The organism is Geodermatophilus sp. Leaf369 (assembly GCF_001424455.1).
Classification (GTDB): Bacteria; Actinomycetota; Actinomycetes; order Mycobacteriales; family Geodermatophilaceae; genus Klenkia.
The window spans coordinates 283,158-301,441 of the sequence record NZ_LMQA01000001.1; the positions used below are offsets into that span (position 1 = coordinate 283,158).

17 protein-coding genes are annotated in these 18,284 nt (G+C 76.0%); 2 read left to right on the top strand and 15 right to left on the bottom strand.

What is annotated here, in order from left to right:
* Nucleotides 1-7: 7 nt before the first annotated feature.
* The 7 genes from ASG36_RS01370 to ASG36_RS01400 all read right to left on the bottom strand — a co-directional run bounded on the left by ASG36_RS01370 (nucleotide 8) and on the right by ASG36_RS01400 (nucleotide 7,713).
* A complete protein-coding gene (locus ASG36_RS01370; protein ID WP_055758439.1) occupies nucleotides 8-1,327 on the bottom strand; it encodes a UDP-glucose/GDP-mannose dehydrogenase family protein in 1,320 nt (439 codons plus the stop codon).
* Between the two features lie 50 nt (nucleotides 1,328-1,377).
* Entirely contained in the window at nucleotides 1,378-2,892 is a 1,515-nt protein-coding gene (locus ASG36_RS01375; RefSeq protein WP_055758442.1) for a sugar transferase, read from the bottom strand.
* A gap of 157 nt (nucleotides 2,893-3,049) precedes the next feature.
* Nucleotides 3,050-4,537: a lipopolysaccharide biosynthesis protein gene (locus ASG36_RS01380; protein ID WP_055758445.1), complete on the bottom strand. Its 1,488-nt coding sequence runs from the start codon at nucleotides 4,535-4,537 to the stop codon at nucleotides 3,050-3,052.
* Nucleotides 4,534-5,214: a hypothetical protein gene (locus ASG36_RS01385; RefSeq protein ID WP_055758449.1), complete on the bottom strand. Its 681-nt coding sequence runs from the start codon at nucleotides 5,212-5,214 to the stop codon at nucleotides 4,534-4,536. The genes ASG36_RS01380 and ASG36_RS01385 overlap by 4 nt, the downstream gene beginning before the upstream one ends.
* Nucleotides 5,211-6,617 (bottom strand): hypothetical protein, encoded by a 1,407-nt coding sequence (locus ASG36_RS01390; RefSeq protein WP_055758450.1) that lies wholly within the window; start codon nucleotides 6,615-6,617, stop codon nucleotides 5,211-5,213. The genes ASG36_RS01385 and ASG36_RS01390 overlap by 4 nt, the downstream gene beginning before the upstream one ends.
* The gene (locus tag ASG36_RS01395) at nucleotides 6,614-7,072 is read right to left on the bottom strand and encodes a DapH/DapD/GlmU-related protein (protein ID WP_055758453.1); all 459 of its coding nucleotides are present in this window, start codon (nucleotides 7,070-7,072) and stop codon (nucleotides 6,614-6,616) included. Before ASG36_RS01395 ends, ASG36_RS01390 begins: the two co-directional genes overlap by 4 nt.
* Nucleotides 7,069-7,713, bottom strand: coding sequence for a hypothetical protein (locus ASG36_RS01400; RefSeq protein WP_055758456.1), 645 nt, complete (start codon nucleotides 7,711-7,713; stop codon nucleotides 7,069-7,071). The genes ASG36_RS01395 and ASG36_RS01400 overlap by 4 nt, the downstream gene beginning before the upstream one ends.
* Before the next feature lie 83 nt (nucleotides 7,714-7,796).
* On the opposite strand from ASG36_RS01400, the gene ASG36_RS01405 reads away from it, so the two are divergent.
* Nucleotides 7,797-8,681 carry a hypothetical protein gene (locus ASG36_RS01405; protein ID WP_157498492.1) on the top strand — a complete coding sequence of 295 codons (885 nt, stop codon included), beginning with the start codon at nucleotides 7,797-7,799 and terminating at the stop codon, nucleotides 8,679-8,681.
* 2 nt (nucleotides 8,682-8,683) lie between these two features.
* On the opposite strand, the gene ASG36_RS01410 is transcribed toward ASG36_RS01405, so the two are convergent.
* The gene (locus ASG36_RS01410) at nucleotides 8,684-9,655 is read right to left on the bottom strand and encodes a glycosyltransferase (protein WP_055758462.1); all 972 of its coding nucleotides are present in this window, start codon (nucleotides 9,653-9,655) and stop codon (nucleotides 8,684-8,686) included.
* Nucleotides 9,652-10,512 (bottom strand): glycosyltransferase family 2 protein, encoded by an 861-nt coding sequence (locus tag ASG36_RS01415; RefSeq protein WP_082522706.1) that lies wholly within the window; start codon nucleotides 10,510-10,512, stop codon nucleotides 9,652-9,654. Before ASG36_RS01415 ends, ASG36_RS01410 begins: the two co-directional genes overlap by 4 nt.
* A gap of 101 nt (nucleotides 10,513-10,613) precedes the next feature.
* On the opposite strand from ASG36_RS01415, the gene ASG36_RS01420 reads away from it, so the two are divergent.
* The gene (locus ASG36_RS01420; RefSeq protein ID WP_055758465.1) at nucleotides 10,614-11,819 is read left to right on the top strand and encodes a hypothetical protein; all 1,206 of its coding nucleotides are present in this window, start codon (nucleotides 10,614-10,616) and stop codon (nucleotides 11,817-11,819) included.
* 22 nt (nucleotides 11,820-11,841) lie between these two features.
* Here the strand turns inward: ASG36_RS01420 and ASG36_RS01425 are convergent, their stop codons facing one another.
* Genes ASG36_RS01425 through ASG36_RS01450 form a run of 6 tightly spaced genes read right to left on the bottom strand, consistent with a single transcriptional unit; the run spans nucleotide 11,842 to nucleotide 18,195 of the window.
* A complete protein-coding gene (locus ASG36_RS01425) occupies nucleotides 11,842-12,963 on the bottom strand; it encodes a glycosyltransferase (protein ID WP_055758468.1) in 1,122 nt (373 codons plus the stop codon).
* Nucleotides 12,960-14,096 (bottom strand): glycosyltransferase, encoded by a 1,137-nt coding sequence (locus ASG36_RS01430; protein ID WP_055758471.1) that lies wholly within the window; start codon nucleotides 14,094-14,096, stop codon nucleotides 12,960-12,962. Before ASG36_RS01430 ends, ASG36_RS01425 begins: the two co-directional genes overlap by 4 nt.
* Complete coding sequence (locus ASG36_RS01435; protein WP_157498494.1) at nucleotides 14,093-15,094, bottom strand: glycosyltransferase; 1,002 nt, start codon at nucleotides 15,092-15,094, stop codon at nucleotides 14,093-14,095. The genes ASG36_RS01430 and ASG36_RS01435 overlap by 4 nt, the downstream gene beginning before the upstream one ends.
* A complete protein-coding gene (locus ASG36_RS01440; RefSeq protein ID WP_157498496.1) occupies nucleotides 15,087-16,280 on the bottom strand; it encodes a glycosyltransferase family 4 protein in 1,194 nt (397 codons plus the stop codon). The genes ASG36_RS01435 and ASG36_RS01440 overlap by 8 nt, the downstream gene beginning before the upstream one ends.
* Nucleotides 16,277-17,062 (bottom strand): polysaccharide pyruvyl transferase family protein, encoded by a 786-nt coding sequence (locus ASG36_RS01445; RefSeq protein WP_055758479.1) that lies wholly within the window; start codon nucleotides 17,060-17,062, stop codon nucleotides 16,277-16,279. The genes ASG36_RS01440 and ASG36_RS01445 overlap by 4 nt, the downstream gene beginning before the upstream one ends.
* Nucleotides 17,059-18,195 (bottom strand): polysaccharide pyruvyl transferase family protein, encoded by a 1,137-nt coding sequence (locus ASG36_RS01450; protein WP_055758482.1) that lies wholly within the window; start codon nucleotides 18,193-18,195, stop codon nucleotides 17,059-17,061. Before ASG36_RS01450 ends, ASG36_RS01445 begins: the two co-directional genes overlap by 4 nt.
* Nucleotides 18,196-18,284 lie beyond the last annotated feature (89 nt).

Below are 18,284 nucleotides of genomic sequence, written 5' to 3' on the forward strand. Positions count from 1 at the left end.
GCGGCGGTCAGCCGGCCCGGCGGCCGAGGGCGCGGTAGGCCCAGCCCGCGGCCTCCCAGGCGTCGCGGTCCAGGGCCTGCCGGCCGTCCAGCACCCGCTTCTTCGCCACCACCGTGCCGAACGCGACCGGGTCGAGCTCGCGGAACTGCTTCCACTCGGTCAGCAGCAGCACCGCGTCGGCGCGCTCGGCGGCCTCCTCGGCGGTGTCCACCACGTCCAGCTGCGGCCACGACCGGCGGATGTTGTCCCCCGCGGCCGGGTCGGTCACCCGCACCGAGGCCCCCTGCAGCTGCAGCTGGGCGGCCACGTTGAGCGCGGGTGAGTCCCGGATGTCGTCGGAGTCGGGCTTGAACGCGGCCCCGAGGACGGCGATGCGCTTGCCGACCAGCGACCCGTCGCACACCTCCCGCGCCAGGTCCACCATCCGGATCCGGCGGCGCATGTTGATGTTGTCCACCTCGCGCAGGAACGTCAGCGCCTGGTCAGCACCCAGCTCCCCGGCCCGGGCCATGAACGCCCGGATGTCCTTGGGCAGACACCCGCCGCCGAAGCCCAGCCCGGCGTTGAGGAACTTGCGGCCGATCCGGTCGTCGTAGCCGATCGCGTCGGCCAGCTGCTTCACGTCCGCGCCGGTCGCCTCGCACAGCTCGGCCATCGCGTTGATGAAGGAGATCTTCGTGGCCAGGAACGAGTTCGCCGCGGTCTTCACCATCTCCGCGGTGGCGTAGTCGGTGACCACCTGCGGTGTCCCGGCGGCCACGATCGTGGCGTACACCTCGTCGAGCACCGCCCGGGCCCGCTCGCCGTCGGCACCGGCCGGCACGCCGTAGACCAGCCGGTCCGGGTGCAGGGTGTCCTGCACGGCGAACCCCTCGCGCAGGAACTCCGGGTTCCACACCAGCGTCGCCCCGGGCACCTTGCCCTCGACCAGCTCGGCCAGCCGCGCCGCCGTCCCCACCGGGACGGTGGACTTGCCCACCACCAGGTCCCCGGGCTCCAGCACCGCCAGCAACGCCTCGGTCGCGGCCTCCACGTAGCGCAGGTCCGCGGCGTACTCCCCGCGCTTCTGCGGGGTCCCCACGCACACGAAGTGCACGGCCGACCCCGCCGCGTCGGCCATGTCGGAGGAGAACCGGAGCCGGCCCGAGGCCAACGACCGGCCCAGCAGCTCCTCGAACCCGGGCTCGTGGAACGGGGCCTTCCCGGCGGCCAACAGCTGCGCCTTGGGCACGTCGACCTCGATGCCGACCACGTCGTGGCCCAACTCGGCCATGGACGCCGCGTGCACCGCGCCCAGGTAACCGCAACCGATCACGGAGAGCTTCATGTGTCCTCGTCCTCGCAGGGGGTGGTGTGGTGAGTCTGTCGTGCGGCGGTTCAGTAGGCCCCGGAGCCGCGGACGACGGCGCCCACGGTCTTCCACAGGATCATCAGGTCGAACATCAGCGACCAGTTCTCCACGTACCGGACGTCGATGCGCACCGAGTCGTCCCACGACAGGTCCGATCGTCCACTGATCTGCCAGAGCCCGGTGATGCCGGGCTTGACCAGGAACCGTCGGTGCATGTCGAAGCCGTACTTCTCGACCTCGGAGGGCAGCGGCGGGCGCGGGCCGACCAGCGACATCTGGCCCCCGAGCACGTTGAGCAGCTGGGGCAGCTCGTCCAGCGAGTAGCGCCGCAGCACCCGGCCCACCCGGGTGACGCGCGGGTCCCCGCGCATCTTGAACAGCACGCCGTTGCCCTCGCTGGCGGCCTGCAGCACGTCCAGCCGCGCCTCGGCGTCCACGACCATGCTGCGGAACTTGAGCATCGAGAAGGTGCGGCCGTCCTGACCGACCCGCTGCTGCCGGTAGAACACCGGGCCGGGGCTGGTGAGCGCGACCGCCGCGGCGACGGCGAGCAGGGCCGGGGAGCCCAGCAGCAGCACCACCAGCGCCACGGTGCGGTCGACGGCCACCTTGGTCAGCCGCCGGACACCCCGCAGCTCGGGGCGCTCGACGTGCATGAGCGGCAGCCCGCAGACCGGCCGGATGTTCACCCGGGGGCCGACGATCTCGGTGACCGCGGGGGCCAGCAGCAGCTCGGCGCGGGTCTTCTCCAGGTCCCAGCCCAGCCGGCGCAGCGCGCCGCCGTCGAGCTCGGGGCTGGGCAGCACCGCGACGGTGTCCACCTCGTAGCGCTCGACCACGGCGACCACCTCGTCGAGCCCGCCGAGCACCGGCAGCCCGTCGAAGGCGCTGACCGGTCCGGACCCGGGCAGGCAGCAGCCGACCACGTCGTAGCCCTGGTAGCGCTCCCGGTCGATCTGCTCGTGCAGTGCGGCCACCCCGGCCCGGTGCCCGACCAGCAGGGTGGTCTGCAGGTAGCGGCCGCGGTCGCGCTGGCCGTGCAGCCAGCTGCGCACCGAGTACCGGACGACGAGGGTCAGCACGGTGGCCAGCGGGATGGCGACGACGACGAAGCCGCGGGCGACCTCCAGCCGGAACGCCCAGGACACGGTGGCCACCCCGGCCAGCAGCACCAGCGCGGCCACGAAGACCCGCCGGAACTCCTCCGCGCCGGCCCAGAGGAAGCGCTCCTCGTAGCTGCGGGACAGCAGCATGGCGACCATCCAGGCGAACGGGAGCACCAGCACCGACCAGGTCGGGGCCGCGGTGACCAGTCCGGCGACCGTGGGGTCGAAGCGCACCGCGTGCCCGACGACCGCGCCGACGGCGGCGCAGAGCAGGTCGGCGGCGACCAGGCTGCGCACGTAGCGGGCCCGCCAGGCGCGGCGCGCCTCGGTGCCCGACCCCCGGGTGCGACCCACCCGCCAGCGGCGGGCGGCAGCGGCGAACGCCGGGTCCGGGGTGGCCGTACGGCCTGGGGTGGTGCTGCGGGTCGTCGTCACAGAGTCCTCCGTCGGTGGGTCGTCCCCCGTTGCCGATCCCCCGTGACGGTGCCGACGACGCTGTGCGGCTCCCCCACCCTGGACCACCGGGGACGGGAAGAGAACAGGTGCATGGTGAACGCTGTGTCACAGTTCGAACACTGTCCGGAGTCGAGGATCACGACGTCCGCCGTCCGCGGAGCACGCCGACCAGCTCGCGCAGGGTGCCGCGGAAGAGCACCGCACCCGCGGCGAGGTACAGCCCGACGGCCAGCACGCCACCGCCCAGCACGACGCCGACCCGCGGCCAGGTGCCCTCCCACGTCGGCAGCACCGCCAGCAGCCCGGTGAGCACCCCGAACACGAGCAGCCCCGCGGCGGCCGGGGCGAGCCACTGCCGCAGGTAGGCCCACACCGGCAGGCCCAGGGCGCGGTGCAGGGCGCGCAGGCGCAGCGGCCAGACCAGGTACTGGCGCACGGTCACCGCGACCGCCACGGCGAGGATGCCGAACGGCACGGCCACCACGACGGCGACCACGCCCACCACGCACTGCACCGCGGTGACCAGCAGCGCCAGCTTGGAGCGGCCGACCGCGATGAGCGCGGTGCGGTCGAACACGAGCACGCTGTTGAGCGCCCCCATGGCGCAGAGCACCTGGGTGATCAGCACGCTGGGGCCCCACTGGTCGCCGAACACCAGCGGGACGACGACGGGCGCCAGGGCGGCGAACGTGGCGTAGGTGAGCACCCCGATCGCCGCCGAGGCCCCGGTGAGGGAGAGGAAGGCCCGGCGGAAGCGCGGCGCGTCGTCCTGCACCCGGGACAGCGCGGTGAGCGAGACGCTCTGGATCACCGCGGTCTGGACGTCGGACAGGATGCTGATGATCCGGGTGCCGATGTAGTAGTAGCCCAGGGCCGCGGGGCTGATCACCGCGCCGATGACGAACTTGTCGGCCTGGGCGTTGAGGAACGCGAAGAGCTGGATGCCGATCACGCTGGTGCCCACCCCGCGCAGGTCCCGCACGGCGGCGCGGCTGACCCGCAGCCGCGGGCGCCAGGGCAGTACGGTCCACAGCACCAGGACGCCGACGACCGCCGAGGTCAGGCTCTGGGCCACGATCGCCCACACCCCGGCACCGAGCACCGCGGCGACCACGCCGACCACCCCGCCGAGCAGGTTCGCGGTCACCCGCCGCTGGGTGAGCCGCTTGAAGCCGAAGTCGCGCTGCAGCAGCGCGGCCGGGGTGAGGCTGAGCGCGGACAGCACGAGCGTCAGGCACAGCACCTGCAGCACCGGGGCCAGCTGCGGGGCGTCCAGTGCCGCGGCGATCGGCCCGGCGCAGGCGGCCAGGGCCGCGGCCAGGACGACGGCGCTGCCCAGCGACACCCAGAACGCGGCCTCGGGGTGCTCCCGGTCCAGGTCGCGGCGCTGGACGAGGGCGTCGGAGAACCCCTGCTCGGCGAGCACCTGGAACAGCGCCACGAAGGTCGCGGCCAGCGCGGCGACACCGATCTCGGCCGGGTCGAGCAGCCGGCCGATGACGGCGAAGACCAGCAGCGAGGCCAGCCGGTTGACCCACTTGTCGGCGGCGACCCACAGGGCGGAGGTGACCGTCCGGCCCCGGAGGTCCCCGGGCGGCACGGGTGCGGTCCCCACGCCGGTCACGCGGCGGGCTCCTCGGCCCGGGCCGCCCGCCGGCGGCGGCGCCGGCCGCGCACCCGCACCGCGGCGAGCACCAGCCGGTCCAGCAGCACCGCGGCCAGCACGGCGACCACCAGCCCGGCCAGCGCGAGGCCGACCACCGAGCGCAGCCGGTCGGGGTAGTCGCGCAGCGGGTAGTCCGCCGGGGAGCCCACGGCGGTGGTGAACAGCTGGTCGGCCGGGGCACCGGCCTCCAGCTGCACCCGCTCGACCACGGTGCCGGCGCCCTCGACGAGGGCGACCATCAGGTCGGTGGCGCCCTCCGGGGTGTCGCTGACCGTGGTCAGCCCGACCAGCTGCGCCGCCTGGGAGTCCCACAGCGCGCTGGCCCGGCCGGACCCGCCGGTGAGCACCTCGTCCTGGACGGTGGCGGTGTTCAGCGCGTCGGCGAGCACCGCGGCCAGCGTGGAGCCACCGGTCTGGGCGTTGAACGGGTTGGTGGTCAGGCCACCGCTGCCCGAGGTGGGCAGCCGGGCGGCGACCAGCGACGGGGAGGGCAGCACCACCAGCGAGGCGGTGACGGTGTACTCGGGTCGGGACTCGCGGTGGGCCTGCACGGCACCGGCCGCCGCCAGCGCCAGGACCACGACGAGCACGTACCAGCGTCGGGCGCACGCGCGCAGGACGTCGGAGAAGGTCACAGGTCCCCTGCCTTCGGGATCGGAGTGGGGGGTGCGGGATCGGGGGTGGGTCCCCAGGAGCTGCGGACGACGACGGAGGTCAGCCCGACCAGGACGAAGACCAGCAGCGCGCTCTGCTGGAAGGCGAGGGTGTCGAAGGTGTAGGCGGCCACCCCGGAGGCGACCAGGCCGGCGAGCAGGGCCCCGGCGAGGCTGGCGCGCTCGTCGTCCCGGGGCCGTCGGCGGGCCGCGACCACCGCGCAGACCGAGGGGACCAGGAGCAGGGCGAGGAACCCGAGCACCGACACCACCCCGCCGCGCACCAGGAAGCCCAGCCACTGGTTGTCCAGCACGCCGTCCCCGCTGGTGAGCACACCGCCCAGCCAGGGGCTCTCGGCGAACACCCGCTGGACACCGACGTAGTCGGCGAGCCGGCCGGAGATGCTGTCGTCGGCGGCCGCGGCGTCGGTGGCCACCCCGCTGAACAGCTCGACGAAGGCGTCGACCACCCGCGGGACGGCGAGCACCGCGAGCGCGGGGGCCAGCAGTGCCCCGGCCAGCACCGACCACCGCTGGGCCCGGGTGGCGAAGGGCACGTAGAGCAGCAGCCCGACCGCGATGCACAGCAGCCCGGAGCGGCTCAGCGCGAACGGGGTCGCCAGGGCGATCACCCCGGCCGCCGCCGCGCTGGCCACCCGCCGGCCGGGGGTGGTGGCGAAGCGGGCCAGGTGGATCGCCAGGGGCAGGGTGACGGCCAGGCAGACGGCGAACTCGATGGGGTGCGAGGTGGTGCCCAGCACCCGGACGAAGTCCAGCCGCTCGCGCAGCACCCCGGGGTTGGAGGTGAACGCCATGCCGGGGACCCGGACCACGTCGGCCCAGGACAGGTCGGCCCCGACCGCCTGGACGAGGCCGACGCCGGCGTTGAGCACGCTGCCGGCCAGCAGCCAGCCCAGCAGGCGCCGGGCCCCGGCGAGGTCGGTGACAGCGACCGCGACGAGCAGGGCGATGCCGACGCCGGCGGTGAGCACCAGCGCGTAACGCAGGCTGGTCGCCGAGGCCGTGGCACTGAGGGTCCGGCCGGCCTCGACGCCGTAGGAGAACAGCGCCTGGGCCAGGAAGAGCAGCAGCAGGACGACGACCGGGTCGACCCGGCGCGGGGTGGCCGGACGGCTCCGCCCGCGGACCAGGCCCAGGGCGACCAGGGCCAGCGCGGCGAAGCCGAGCAGCCGCCCCGGGGACCCGTTGGACTTCAGCGGCCCGGCCAGCACCACCTCGCTGGGGAAGACGAACAACAGCGCGCAGAACACCGCGGCCAGCGCCGCGGGCGGGCCGGCGCCCGGCGGCGGGGTGAGCCGGTCCTCCAGCGAGCGCCGGTGACTGCCCCGGGCGCGGCGGGCCGGGGCCGGCAGGAGCGCGGTCACTCCCGCGGCCCCGCGACCCGGGGGGCGTCGGCGGACAGGAACCGGCCGTACCGGCCGACCTCGATGTCCCGGCGGATGACCACCGCCGGGTTGCCGGCCACGATCGTGCCCGGCGGCACGTCCTTGGTCACCACGGCGCCGGCGGCCACGATGCTGCCGTCGCCGACGGTCACCCCGGGCAGCAGCATGCTGCGGGCGCCGACAAAGCAGTTGCGGCCGACGACGGTGTCGGCCTTGATCCCGCGGGTGCGGTCGTGGCAGAGCACGGTGGCCCCGATCGCGACGTAGCTGTCCGGGCCGACGTGCACCCCGCGCGGGTAGGTGCGGTCGAAGTAGGCCGACAGGGAGAACATCGCCGTGGGGTCGATGTGCATCCCCCAGACGCGGTTGTAGTACTGCCGCTTGGCCCCCTGCAGGGCGGAGCGGAGCAGGCGGAGCCGGTTGAGGCTTCTCACTGGGGCACTCCTCGGTCGGGGGTGGAGGTGCTGCGGCGGCGGATCAGGGCGGTGTCCAGGGCGACGGCGACGGTGACCGCGGCCAGTCCCCCGGCGGCGACCACGACGACGGCCATCCGGGTGCGGGCGGGCCGGTCGAGACCGGGTGCGTCCGGGCCGGACCCGGAGACGGCCAGGAAGGCGGCGTCGGCACCGACGCCCTGCCGGTCCTGGAGGTCGGCCAGCGCCGCGGTGGCGGCGTCCCGGGCCGCGGCCAGGGCGGTCCGGGCGCCGGCCGGGTCGGCCGCGGTGGCCGAGAGCAGCACCAGGCTGGGCCGCAGACCGTCCCAGCTGGCCGAGGTCGTGGCGCCGGCGGGCAGGTCCATCCCGCGGTCGCCGACGTCGACGGTGCGGCTGACCAGCAGGGCCAGGGTCGCCGGGGAGCCGAACGGGTTGGTGTCGCCCGGTCCGTCCTCGCCGACGGCGGGGTCGCGGGCCACGGCCAGCCCCGGTGAGGGGACGACGACCAGCGTCGCGGTCGCCGTCCAGGACGGCTGGGCGCCCTGGGCCAGGTGTCCGGCGAGCAGCACGAAGAGCGGGACGACGACCAGCGGCACGTACCAGCGCCGCAGACAGCCGGCCACCACCTCGGTCAGGTCCACCGGGCCACCACCGACCGTCGTCGGACCGACACGGAGTGCAAGGTCACACCCGGGAGGCCCTCGGGCGTGCCACCGTCGACCGGGTGCTGAGCCTCCGCCGCGCCGTGGCCCTCCTCGCCGCGCCGACGACCGTGCTGCTGCTGGCCGGGTGCGCCGCCGGGACCGACACCGACTACGTCCGGCCCACCGCGTCGGCCGCGGTCGGCGAGCCGGACGACACGCAGCCGCCGGGGCCGGACAACACCGGTGTGCCCGCCGGTGTCACGCTGCGGCCGAGCGGCGACCTGGTCCTCACCGAGGCCGGCGAGGTCGTCGACGGGCTGGACGTGGACGGCTGCGTGCAGGTGCTCGCCTCCGACGTGACCATCCAGAACACCCGCATCCGGTGCGGCGACCCGGAGACCGCCAACGTCGTCCAGGTCGGCGACGGGGTCACCGGACTGCTGGTGCGCGACACCGAGATCGACGGCCTGGGCACCGCGGACATCGGGGTGGGCTGGAACGACTACACGCTGCTGCGGGTCGAGGTCCACGGCACCAACGACGGCGTCCGGCTCGGTGACGACGTGACCGTCGAGCGCTCCTGGATCCACGACATGACCCGCCAGGGCGACCTGCACCCCGACTGCGTGCAGGCCACCCAGGGCAGCGACATCGTCGTCCGCGGCAACACCCTGGACGTCTACGCCCGCGACACCGGCGACCTGAACAACGCCGCGGTGATGCTGGGCAGCGAGACCGGCTCCCGCCGCCTGGAGCGGGTGCTGGTCGAGGGCAACTGGTTCAACGGCGGCAACTACACCGTCAACGTCCGGCAGGACGCGACCCTGGACGACGTGGTCTTCCGGGACAACGTCTACGGACCGGACAGCCGCTACGGCCCGGCCCAGGCCCCGGCCGGTGTGCTGTTCGAGGGCGAGTCCATGGCCGGGTCCGGGGAGGACTGGACGCTCAACGAGGTCGGCTGAGCTCACGCCGTCACCGGGGTCAGCTCAAGGTCGGCGTCCACGTCGGCCGGCACCGGCGCCCAGCCGCTGCGCCACTCGGACCGGCGGGACCACGCCGCCCGCCACACCCGGTCGGCCACCGGCCGTCGCCCCTCCAGCAGGGCGCGCAGCCCCACCCCGGTGTGCAGCAGCAGGGTGGAGACCGCCCGGCGCACCGCGCGCGGGTGCCGGGCGTGCAGCGTGGCCTTGCCGCGCAGCACCATCACCGTCTTCTCGGCCGAGGACGACGACGCCCCGCCGGCGTGGGTGGCCACCACGATCGGCAGGAAGGAACGCCGGGACCCCAGCTCGCCGGCCCGGGTGCTCAGGTCGACGTCCTCGCCGTACATGAAGTAGCGCGGGTCGAAGCCGCCGAGCGCGTCGTAGAGCGAGGCGCGGACCAGCAGCACGCAGCCCGACACCACCCCGATGTCGCGCTCGGAGTCCCGGGCCCAGCCGTGCAGGTCGAAGGTGTTGGCCCAGGCCGAGCGCGGGAACGCCGTCGACAGGCCCGTTCCGAAGCAGACCTCGCTCCACAGCGTCGGGCGGCCCAGCGCCGAGTAGGGGTCCAGCGAGCCGTCCGGGCGCTCCAGGCGACCGGTGACGATGCCCCGGCGCGGGTCGGCGTCCAGGTGGGCGACCAGGGCCTCCAGGGCACCCGGTCGCAGCAGCGCGTCGGGGTTGAGCAGCAGCAGGAGCTCGCCGGTGAGGAGCCGGCGGGCCCGGTTGGCGGCCCGGCCGAACCCGGTGTTGACCTCCGAGCGCAGCGCGGTCACCCGGTCCAGGTGCGGGCGCAGCACCGGGGCCAGCGGCGGGTCCGAGGCGTTGTCGACCACGACCACCTGCACCTCGGGCGGCAGCACCTCGGCGACCGTGGTGAGGCAGCGGTCCAGCCACTCCGGCGATCCGTAGCCGACCACCAGCACGCTGACCCGGGACGGGTCGAGGGCGCTCACGCGGCCACCCGGGACGACTCGTCCCGGCTCCACACCGCGGTGCGGCCACGCCGCACCCGCACCCACGCTGCGACCCGGACCAGCACCGAGACCCCCACGAAGACCAGCCGGTCACCGACGGCGACACCGGGGGTGGCGAGCAGACCGCGCACCCCGCGCGGCCCCTCACCGCCCGCCAGCGCCACACCCGGCGACCCCGACTCCAGCTGCACGTTGCCCGCCCGCACCCGCACCAGCCGGCGGAGCAGGTCGACCAGCCCGCGTGGCGGGTGCGTGGTGAACCCGACGTCGGCGGTGGCCCGCTCGGCCGGTGCGAACACCCGCCGGGCCCACAGGTCGTCGGCCACCACCGGCGGGAACGGGGCCAGCCGCCGGTGCCCGGCAGCCGAGACCGCGAAGACCCCCGAGCCGACGTACCGGTCCTGCAGCACCGGCAGTGCCGCCCAGACCCGGGTGTAGGCGCGCACCCACACCGAGCAGCCGGCCAGGTCCGGGGTGGGCCGGGCGCCGGCGACCTGCACCGTGTCGCCGGTCAGCTCACCGACGACGGCCCGGGCCGCGGCGGTGCCCAGCTCTACGTCGGCGTCCAGGTAGACCCGGGGGAAGGCGACCGCGGCGTCGTCCCCGGCGTTGAGCGCACCGGTCTTGCCGGCGGCCGGCAGCTCCAGCACCGTGACGTCGGGCCCGTGCCGGCGGGCCCGGGAAGCGGTGTCGTCGGAGCAGCCGTTGGCGACCACCACGACCTCGAACTCCCCGGGTGCCGCGCCCTCGAGCAGGGCGCCCAGGCAGCGGTCGATCACCCGGGCCTCGTCGTGCGCGGGCACGACGACGGAGGCCAGGGGGCGGGGTGCGGTCACGGGGTGCTCTCCTCGGGTGGAACGGGGGTGTGACGCAGTCGCAACACGACTTCACCCGACCGGGCGGTTACAGAGGGTCTCTGGTAGCTCACCCTCAGCTCATGAGTTCCGGAGCCGGGTCCCGCCACCTCTCGTCCCGCACCGTCGGTCGCGGCGCGCGGTGGGCGGGCAGCGCGCTGACCCTGCTGCTGGCCGTCGTCGCCGTGCTGTCGGCGCTGCCGCTGCAGCGGGCCGACGCGGCCTCGATGTGGGTGGCCTACGAGGGCAGGTCGGTCAGCCTGGCGCCGGTCCCGGCCACCCGGGTCGAGCTGACCGCGGTCTCCTCGTCCCGGCTGACCGCGGTGTCCTTCGCGGTCGGGGGCACCGTCGTCGCCAGCACCACGACGGTGCTGGAGAACGCCGGCACCTGGCGGGCGACCGCGACCGTCGACCTCACCGGCCGCTCCGGGCTGACCGTGGTGCGCACCCGCTTCACCAACGGCCCGGTCAGCTCCACGGTGGACAAGACGCTGCGCGCCGTCCCGCCGGCACCGCAGCCGGTCGCACCCCCCACGACCGTCGCCGGCCCGGACACCACCGGCGTGCCCGCCGGGGTCACCCTCACCCCGCAGACCGGGGACCTGCTGATCACCACCAGCGGCACCGTGGTCGACGGGATCGACCTCACCGGCTGCATCACCGTGCGCGCCCACGACGTGGTGATCCGCAACAGCCGGATCACCTGCGGCGGCTCGGCCACCACGATGGTCGTGGCCACCAACGGCAGCTTCCGCAACCTGGTGGTCGAGGACAGCGAGCTCGACGGACTGGGCATCGTCGACATCGGGATCGGCTGGCAGAACTACACGCTGCGCCGGGTGGAGATCCGTGGCACCAACGACGGCGCCCGGGTGGGCAGCAACACCACGGTGGACAGCTCCTGGATCCACGCCATGGTCCGCAAGGGCGCGCTGCACCCCGACGCGGTGCAGAGCACCAGCGGCATCGGCATCCGGATCACGAACAACACCCTCGACCCGCGCAACTACACGACCGGCGACCAGGGCAACGCCTCGGTGATGCTGGGCAGCGAGCTGCGGCCCAACGTGCTGCAGGACGTCGTGGTGTCGGGCAACCGCATGAGCGGGGGCAACTACACGGTCAACGTCCGGGGCGACGCCACGATCGCGGGGGTGACCCTGTCGGGCAACACCTTCACCGCGGACGCGAAGTACGGCCCGGTGCTGGCCCCGGCCTCGGTGACCGTCACCGCCGACAACGTCATGGACGGCACGGGCGCACCGGCCCCGGTGGTCCGCACCGCCTGAGGGCGCTCCTGCGACGGACACCTCAGCCGCCCAACAGCGCGACGTGGCGGCGGGCCCGGTCGGCCCAGGTGTGGTCGGCGGCGAAGTCCCGGCAGCGACCTGCGGTGGCCGGGTCGGCGGCGTCGGCCAGCGCGGCGGCCAGCGCGGCCGGCAGCCCCACGGCGTCGTCCACCAGGTGGACGTGCGGGGCGTCCAGCCAGCGCACGGCGGGCAGGTCCGAGGCCACCACCGGGGTGCCGGCCGCGAGGTACTCCAGCAGCTTGAGCGGGAAGCAGGCCCGGTTGAAGTCGCTCTGCGTGTAGGGCACCAGGGCCACGTCACAGGCCGTCACCAGGGAGGCCACCACGTCGGGGGTGCGCTCGCCGAGCAGCACCAGCCGGCCGGTGGCGACCAGGCAGGCCCACCGGTCCTGCTGGCTGAAGGTGGCCTGCTGCCGGCCGACGACGACGACGGTGACCCCGGCGGCGCAGGTGGCCGCCAGCAGGTCGACGTCGATCCGGTCGCTGACCATCCCGATGAACACCGCCCGGGGCCCGGGCACGGCGGCCAGCAGCGCGGCCACGTCGACCCGCCCGGCACCGGGGTCGCAGCCCGGCGGCACCACGTGCACCTCGGCGGGAGCGCCCATCGCGGCGGCAGCCTCGGCGAGCACCGGGGAGACCACGGCGACCGCGTCGACCCCGCGCAGCAGCTGCCGGCGGTGCCGGGCGATCCGGCCGGCGGCACCGCGGATGAGCGCGGCACCGGCGACGTAGTCGTCCTTGAGCAGCAGCTCCGAGCGCCAACCGCGCAGCAGCCGCAGGGACACCGGGTGCGCCGAGGTGACCAGCACGCCCGGCACCCCCGGTGCCCGCCGCCCGGCGTGCCGGGCCAGCAGACCGACCCACAGGCCGGTGAGGGCGGCCAACCCGCGGCGCCGGCCGAAGGGCAGCATGCGGGGGGCCAGCACGGTCACCCCGTCCACCGACCGGCGGTGCGGCGGGGGCGGGCCGGGCTTGCCCAGCCCGAAGACCGGCACCGGCGGGTCGACGTAGACCACGGCACGCTCGGCGGCCAGGGCGCGGGCCAGGCGCTGGTCGTAGAGCTGGTGCCCGGCGTAGGGCGTGGAGGCCAGCAGCACGACGGTGTCCGGGGCGGTGCTCACGCGGCCACCCCCGCACCGACGCCGAGCAGCTCCAGCAGCGGCCGGTGCCGGGCCCGCCAGGACAGTGCCGCGACGTCGGCGAGCCGGTCGGTCTCGGCCCGGCGGCCCAGGGCCAGCGCGGCCCGGGCGCCGGCGACGTGGTCGCCACCGGGCTCGACCCAGACCACCCGGTCCCCGGCGACGGCGCTGCCGGGCAGCCGGGTGGCGACGACGGGGGTGCCCGAGGCCAGGTACTCGTACAGCTTGAGCGGGGACATCGCCTCGGTGAGCGGGGTGCGGTGGTGGGCCAGGACGCAGACGTCGGCGGTCTGGGCCAGCCCGACCACCTCGGCGCGCGGGCGCGGGCCCAGCAGCTCCACCCCGGGCACCGCGGCCAGCGCCGCCCGGACGTCGGCGTCCACCAGCGGCCCGGCGACGCGGACGGCGAACCCGTCCGCGGCCAGCGCCCGGAAGGCGTCCAGGTCCAGCCGGGCGTCGACCGTGCCCGCGTAGAGCGCGACCGGGGCCCCGTGCGGGGTCCGCTGCGGCGGGGGCGTCGACCAGAGGGCGGCGTCCACCCCGTTGGGCACCACGAGACCGGGCCCGGTGGGGTCGATCCGCTCCAGCAGCACCTCCGAGACGGCGACCACGGCCATCCCGCTGCGGGCGATGGCCCGGTAGGCGGCCAGGGTCTGTGCCCGGTGCGGGGCGTGCGAGGGGATGGCCGACTCGTCGTCCTGGGCGTAGAACACCCGCGTGCCGGCCCAGCCGTGGGCGGCGTGCGCGGCGTGCCACAGGTTGAACGTGACCAGCGCCGGACGACGCAGGCCGTGCCAGCGTGCGGCCGCGGCGGTCTGCCGGTCGTACCCGGCGTAGCGGCGGCGCAGCGCGGCCTCGTCCAGCGGCGGCGGCGTGCGCAGGGTGACCGGCCGCACCCCGCGCAGCCCGGGACGGCGGGGGGCCGGACGGTCCCCGGCCAGCCGGCGGCGCACCTGCGAGGCGATGCCGCGCGGGTGGTCGGCGACCAGCACGGTGCCCACCGCGGGCTCGGCCAGCAGCGTGGTCAGGGTCTGGTCCGCGGTGGAGTAGAAGCCGCGGCGCACCGCGTCGGTCCAGGTGTCCGACACCAGGGCGACCACCACGTCGGTGCTCACGCGGCCACCGGCCGGGAGGTGAAGACCCCGGTGTAGGACTCGGCCACCGTGGACCAGTCGCGGCCGGCGAGGTCCGGGGTGGCCGCGGGGTCGCGGCCGGCGGCCGCGGCGAGGGCGTCGGTGAGGTCGGTCGCGGTCAGCGGGTGGGTGAAGCCGCGCACCCACTCCTCCCCCACCTCGGCCCGCAGGGCCGCGGTGACCGGGTTCTCCGGCACGAGCACCGGACGGCCCAGGCTCAGGGCGGCGAACACGACGCCGGAGTTGTGGATCTCCCGGTAGGGCAGCACCACGACCGCGGACCCGCCGACCAGCGCGGCCAGCGCGTCGTCGGCGACGAAGCCCAGGTGCGGGGTCACCCGGGGGTCTGCGCCGGCCGCGTCGGTCACCAGCGCCCGCATCTCGGCCGACGCGGGCTCGCCGGCCACGACCAGCCGGAGCTGCGGGTCGGTGGTGCCGGCGAAGGCGGTGAGCAGCACGTCGAGGCCCTTGTAGGGGCGGAGGTAGCCGAAGAAGAGCAGGCACCGCGGGTCGGCCGGGGTGCCGGCGTCGCCCAGCTCGGCCCGGTAGTGCCCGTGCGGGATGGTCACCGCGGCCGCGCCGGCGCGCACCGGGGTCTCGTCGGTGAGCCGGACGTGCCAGGTGACGGCCCGGTCCAGCGCGCCCAGCAGGGCCGTCTCGACCGGCCGGCCGCCCTCGTGGGGGGTGGTGTTGTGCACGGTGCGGACGACGACGGGCCGGAGCACCCGGATGCGCACCAGCAGCAGCGCGAACAGCACGGTCCGCAGCACCCGGCGGGTCCGGGACCGGTGCCGGACGAGGTTCTCCGGCCAGTGCACGTGCAGCACGTCCCAGCGGCCGGTCAGCGCCGTCCGGTAGCTGAACGACAGCGGCTGCACCCGGGTCGGGTCGAGCCGGCCGGCGACGTGGTCGGCGTAGCTGGGCTGGGCGCCGCCGAGCAGCACCGACTGCAGCACCCGGACGGGTCGGGGGTCAGACACGGGTCTCCTCCGGGGAGGGCAGGACGAGGGGCAGGGGGGTCGGTGGCCTGCCGTCCGGGGCGGGGAGGGCCAGGGCGGCGAGCAGCCGGGCGGCGACCGCGCGCCAGGTGAACAGCGGTGCGCGGGCCCGGGCCAGGGCACCGAGCCGGGCCGCGACCGGCGGGTCGGCCAGCGCGCGCATCGCGTCGCGGAGCGCGGCGTCGTCGGTGGGGTCGACCACCCGCCCGGCGTCCCCGACCAGGTCGGCCGACCCGCCGACGGTGCCGGCGATCGCGGGCAGTCCGGCCGCGAGGGCCTCGGTGAAGACGATCCCGGCCGGCTCGAAGGTCGAGGGCATCACGAAGCAGGTGGCCCGGGCGAACAGGTCGGCCAGCCGGGCCCGGTCGCCGGCGTCGCCGCGGCGGAGCACCCCGTGGGTGCGCACCCCGGGCACGGCCAGCGGCGGGTGGCCGCCGACGACGTCCAGCGTCGCGTCGGGGTGCAGCGCACGGACGGCCTCGAAGGCCCGGACCACCCGGTCGCCGTTCTTGCGCTGCCAGTCCAGCCCCACGAACAGGAAGCGGGGGGTCGACCAGTCACGGTCACCGACCGGCACCGGCGCATCGGTCCCGGTGCCGACGACGGCCAGCCGGTCCGCGGGGACGGCGGCCTCCGCGGCGACGGCGGCAGCAGCCCAGGAGGACTCGGTGCAGCACACCCGGGCAGCCCGGTAGACGGTGCCCTGCAGGGCCGCGCGCCGCTCCACGGTGCCGACGTCGACACCGGCCCAGTGCCCGTAGCCGTGCGCCCGGGCCTGCCGGACGGTCATGTCGTCGTAGACCGCGACCGGGGCGGTCGTGCGCAGCCGGAAGCCGGCGCCGACCTGCACCCAGGCGTCCACCCGGACGCCCCGTGCCGCCCGGGTGGAGACGAGTCCGCGGAGCCCGGCGACGGGGGCGCCGTACAGCCCGCGGGAGCCACGGGCGCGCAGCCGGCCGACCGCCCCGACCGCATCCGGCGCGGGGCTGCCGGTCAGCAGGGCGAGCCCGCGCTCCAGCGCCGCCGGCGGCGCTGCGCGCACCACGGGCACCTGCACACCGAGCGCCCGCAGGCCGGTGACGACGCCGTACGGGGTGCCCGAGCGCTCGGCCGGGTCGGTGGCGTCGCCGGTGGCGACCACGCCGACGGTGAGCTCCCCGCCGGTCACCGCCACAGGTCCACCGGGAACGCGGTCCGCAGCGCGGGGTCGAGCACGGCCGGCGGTTCCCCGCCGGCGGCGACGGCCTCGGCGACGGTCGCGGCCGGGGTGAAGCCGTCCCGCCCGCTGCCCAGGTAGTGGTCCTCGTACTTGAAGAGCGGCTCGGCCCGGGGCAGCACCAGCCGGGCCGGGACGCCGAGGCTCTCGGCGACCACGATCCCGTGCAGCGAGGAGCCCACGACCAGGGAGCTGGCGGCGATCCGGGCGAGCACCCGGCGGACCGGGGTGCGGGGGTCCAGGAACCCGGGGTGCCGGCGGTACGCCGGGACGTCGTGCAGGTTGGGCAGCACGGTCACCCCGGCCGGTCGGCCGCCGAAGGACTCCCGCGGCCACAGCTCCCCCACCAGCAGGCCGGGGTCGCCGTAGACCTCGGGGGCGTCGATGCCGTGCTGGGCCAGGACCGCCCGGGTGCGCGGGCCGCGGACGGCGCGCACGTCCAGCCGGGTGGCGGTGACCGGCGCGGCCAGGGTCTTGCCGTTGACCCCGGAACCCCAGACGACGTCGCCGTCCCGGGCGAAGTGCAGCACCGAGCCGATCGACAGCAGCCGGGCGTCGGTCACCGGGTGCTCCCGACCGGACCGGCGCAGCAGCTCCCGCACCACGAGCGGGCCGAGCAGGTCACCGAAGTTGTCGACCGGGCGGGTGACCCGGGCCGGCAGCAGCCGGGAGACCCGGCGGCGCGGGTTCCAGTGCACGAGTTCCACCGCGGGGGTGCCCACCGCGGCGCTCACGCGGCGACCGCCATGGCCAGCCGCATCTGCTCGGCGGCGTGCCCCAGCGCGGTGGTCCGCTCCTGCACGGCGGCCCGCAGGGGCGCCCGCTCGGTGGGAGCGGCCGCGAGACCGGCGGTGACGAACGCGACGAGGGTGTCGACGTCCAGGTCGCTGGTGCGCAGCACCCGGTCCCCCCGCCCGACCGAGAGCTGGAAGTCCCGGCACTTGGGCCGGTACTCCAGGGCCAGGGTGGGGATGCCGAGCCGGGCGGCCAGCACCAGGGCGTGCAGCTTCTCCCCCACCACCACCGCACAGCCGGCCAGCGCGGTGTCCAGCGCGGCCAGCGTCACGGCGTTCGGGCCCTGGACGGGTGTGCCCGCGGCGCGGCACTCGGCGGCGACCCGGGTGAGGTGCGCGTGGTCCTCGGTGGTGGTGGCCAGCAGGGCGACCTGGTGGCCGGCGGCGACGAGCCGGCCGACCGCGGCGACCACGGTGGCCCGGAACGCGGCGTGGTCCCCGCCCCACAGGTCGTCGGTGACCCCGAAGTTGACCCCCACCCGGGTGCCCGCCGTGGTGCCGGTCGCCAGGCCGTGGGCCGCCGGGGACTGCGGGGGCAGGGCCAGCGCCGGATCACCGGTCACCACGGCCTCGATGCCGGTGGAGTCCAGCGTGCCCGCGCTGAGCGGCCCACGGACCCGGACCCGGTCGAACTGGGTGAGCAGCGGGCGCCAGGCCTCGACCTCGGCACCGACCCCCGCCCGGCGCCCCTCCCGGAACCCCAGGTCCTCGACCCCGACGCCCAGCACCACCCGGGGCGCGTCGGGGGCGGCACGCAGCAGCCGCTCCAGGGTCTCCCGGAAGTGCCCGTTGAGCACCAGCGTGCCGCCGCCCAGGCAGACCACCGAGACCCGTCGCAGGGCGGCGTCGGTGAGCCGGGTCAGCCCCGCGTGGTTGGGCACCTGGACGACGTCCCAGCCCGGCAGCAGCAGCCGGTGCGCGGCGATCATCGCGTCGTCCCCGAGGTTGCCGTTGCCCGACCAGCCGACGTAGGCGACCCGGCGACGGGCGTCGGCCGGCGGCGGCGGGAACGACCGCCAGACCCGGCCGGTGGCGCGGGCCCCGTGGAGCAGCGCACGGGCGGAGGCAGGCATGAGGAGGCCCTTCGGGTGGGGTCGGTGGGAGACCCGCGGAGCAGGGCGGGAGGGGCCGGCGGGGCACGGCCGGGGGGGGGGGCGGAGCG